The organism is Faecalibacillus sp. TM498 (assembly GCF_020589955.1).
Lineage (GTDB): Bacteria > Bacillota_I > Bacilli_A > Erysipelotrichales > Coprobacillaceae > Faecalibacillus > Faecalibacillus intestinalis.
Map to the genome: position 1 here is coordinate 1 of NZ_JAJDKB010000095.1, position 3,479 is coordinate 3,479.

The 3,479-nt window shown below is 28.3% G+C and carries 2 protein-coding genes and 1 pseudogene; all 3 read left to right on the forward strand.

From position 1 onward, the window contains the following. The first annotated feature begins 165 nt into the window (after positions 1-165). A complete protein-coding gene (locus LJD32_RS14645; protein WP_227392775.1) occupies positions 166-1,254 on the forward strand; it encodes a DNA cytosine methyltransferase in 1,089 nt (362 codons plus the stop codon). Further along, complete coding sequence (locus LJD32_RS14650; RefSeq protein WP_227392776.1) at positions 1,254-2,363, forward strand: DNA cytosine methyltransferase; 1,110 nt, start codon at positions 1,254-1,256, stop codon at positions 2,361-2,363. The genes LJD32_RS14645 and LJD32_RS14650 overlap by 1 nt, the downstream gene beginning before the upstream one ends. Before the next feature lie 10 nt (positions 2,364-2,373). Then, positions 2,374-3,479, forward strand: a pseudogene (locus LJD32_RS14655) (hypothetical protein); the annotation flags it as partial.

A 3,479-nucleotide genomic window follows, 5' to 3' on the forward strand; every position in this document is an offset into this window, starting at 1 on the left:
AGACTAAAATCCACTTTGTCATATCTAAAGTGGAATTTAACTTTTCACTTTAGAAGATATTTCTTTCTTGTAAAAACATCTCCTTTTTTTGCAATTTTTATGCTAGAATGAACTAGTATTATTTGGATTAATATCATATTTGATATTAATATAGGGGGATAAAAGTTGAAAAAATTATCGATAGCTACGGTGTTTTCCGGGATTGGAGCACCAGAGCAAGCTTTAATAAAACAGCATATCAAATATGAAATTATGTTTGCTTGTGACAATGGCGAAAGAGAATTACCTTATTCACAAGAAGAAATAACTGAACAAGCAGCAAAAAAAAATGTAATGATCAATAATTATGTGAAAGAGCTGTATAATAATCTAAAAAAGGAAAATTATGTTAAGAAAAGTTATTTTGCAAATTATGATATTGATGAAGATAGATGGAGCGAAGATATTCGGTTTTTAAATGGTAAACCATTTAAAGATAAGATAGATTTGTTTATTGGTGGCTCACCATGTCAATCATTTTCAATCAGTGGTAAAAGACTTGGATTAGAGGATACTAGAGGAACTTTATTTTATGAATATGCACGACTTGTAGATGAAATGCAACCTAAAGTATTTATATATGAAAATGTTCCAGGAATGTTAAATCACGATAAAGGAAATACGTGGAAAGTTATATCAGAAATTTTTGATTCTTTAAATTATTCATGGAAATTATATTCATTAAAAGCAACAGATTTTGGGATACCACAAAATAGAACAAGGATATTTGTTATAGGATTTAAAAATTCTTTAGGTATTGATCCTAATGATATAGTATTAGAAACTAAAGAATTGGATGTAGAAGTTAAAGATTTTTTGGAAGAATATGTTGATGATAAGTATTATCATGGTGAAAAAGGATTTAAATGGATAACAAAACCTTTAAGTCTGAAAAAAAGAGTATCAATAAATAGTAAAATTGCTAGAACTCAAGCTGCAAATCAACAATTTAATTGGTGTGGAGATATGATTTTTGAATCTAATCCGACAAGAATTTTTCCAAGTAGGGTATATCATGGTGAATTTAATGGTGAGTATGGTGTTGCTAGAAAATTAACCCCTAGGGAATGTTTACGGTTAATGGGTTTTTCTGATAAATTTAAAATTGTAGTTCCTGATCAACAAATGTATCGACAAGCGGGTAATTCTATAGTTGTAAATGTGTTAGAAAGTATAATAAACGGTGTTATTAAGACAGGAGTGTTTGAAAAATAATGTCTATAAAGAAAATTAGGGTTGGAACTTTATTTAGTGGTATTGGATCATTTGAGTGGGCATTAAGGAGAATGAATATTGATCATGAGATTATTTTTGCTTGTGATAATGGTGATGTAGATTTAGTAGATGCAAATACAGATGAATTACTGGTTAAATCAAAAGAGTGCAAAACAGTTTTAAAAATGAAAGAGTTTGAAGATACATGTTACTCAAATATAAAGAAAACAAACTATGTCGAAAAATCATATAAAGCTAACTACGATATCAAAGATGAGAATTTTCATTACAATGTTTGTATATTAGATGGTAATAAATATAAAGGTAAAGTAGATATTTTAGTGGGAGGTTCTCCATGCCAATCATTTTCAATGATGGGATATCAAAGAGGATTGGAAGATGCTAGAGGAACATTATTTTATGAATATGCTAGATTAGTTGATGAAGTTCAACCAAAAGTGTTTATATATGAAAATGTTCAAGGGTTATTAAAGCACGATAAAGGAAATACGTGGGAAATTATATCTAGTATTTTTGATACTTTAGGTTATCATTATAGCTTTAAAGTTTTAAATTCAAAAGATTTTGGTATTCCACAAAATAGAAATAGATTATTTGTTGTAGGATTTAAAGATGAGAAATATGCAAATAGATTTGAATTTCCTAATGCTATAGAACTTCAATATACTATGCAAGACTTTTTGGAAGAAAAATGTAAACCGGGTAGTTTCAAATATGGAAATATTATAGATGATCCAGGTGTTGTAGATGATAAGTATTTTTTATCTGAGAAAGTTGTAAAGCATGTAATGTCTGTAGGAACAAAAAATTATGTTACTGTTCCCAAAACGGATTTAAAAATAGCAAGACCATTATTGGCTACAATGCATAAGATGCACAGAGCTGGAGTTGATAATTATGTGACTATTAATGGAAAACTAAGAAGGTTGACACCTCGTGAATGTTTGAGATTAATGGGATTTGGTGATGAATTTAAGCAAGTTGTTTCAGATACACAAATGTATAAACAAGCAGGTAATTCAATTGTATCTGATATCTTTATACATTTAGTGCCGGGTATTATTTATACAGGGGTATTTGATATTTAGGAGAGAAAGTATGGCGGCTATAAAAGCAAAACAATGGGATATAGATAGAGCATATAATATGAGTTTGGCTAATGCTGAAAGAACCATTAAATTATTATCTTGTATTGATGAAATAGAGCAAGGCATTTTGTCAAAAGAGGAAGGATTAAATAAAGCTGTTTCTTTGGGAGTTATTACTACACCAGATCGTTATGAACGATCAACAGCAACTGTATTAAAAGCTTACGGACTTTTGAAAAGTACTTTTGCAATTACTGATGTTGCAAGAGCATATATTAATAAAAAAATTGATTTTCAAGAAATGATGATATTACAACTTATCAAAAAAGAACATAAATATGACGAATCTTCAGAAGTAATACGTCCGTTCATAATATTATTGAAAGTGTTGAATTTATTAAAACAAGAAAATGAAAGTGAGTGTTGGATAGATTGTTATGATTATCAAGAGCACTTAACTGAGATTAGAAAAAATTCAGATGTTTATCAAATTGCTATGAATATACTAAATGATAGAAATAAGACATCTAGAACTCCAAAATATATAATCAATCATTTTGATATTTGGATTAACGCATTTTTAAGCACGGGGTTAATTGAAGAAATAGAATTTTCGAAAGATAATATTTATAAGAGGTATACGCTATCTCCAAACAGCATGGAATTCATTTCTTTCTTGATAGAAAATGATGATAAATTACCAATTATTGAAGAATATAATCGTAAAGGTAATAGAACAGAAAGATTGGAAAAGTATGGCAGTATGAATAATGGTTTATTTAGTATCATGCCGAATGTTGAATTAGAAGATGAAGTAATTATTAATGGTTTGGAATTTAATGAAAAGAAGCTGTTAGAATCCTACTTAATAAATGGAGATACATATAGAAAAATTGAGTCTGAAATGTTTGGTGATTGGAATTTAGTTGATACAAAGGGCTTTGTGTCTAAATGGTTATTAAAATCATTTGGAATAAATAGTAAACATAAAGGAATTTGGAGTCCGTTTATAAATTATAAACATTTTATAGAACTAAATGAAAAATACAAAAATTTAAATAAAATTTTATATCTAATTTGCGATTATCCGCATAAACACTATACTTTCAAGCACTT

What these genes read in the sequence shown, in the direction of transcription:
- LJD32_RS14650 (WP_227392776.1), top strand. Translation starts at nt 1,254, where the DNA reads ATGTCTATAAAGAAAATTAGGGTTGGAACTTTATTTAGTGGTATTGGA.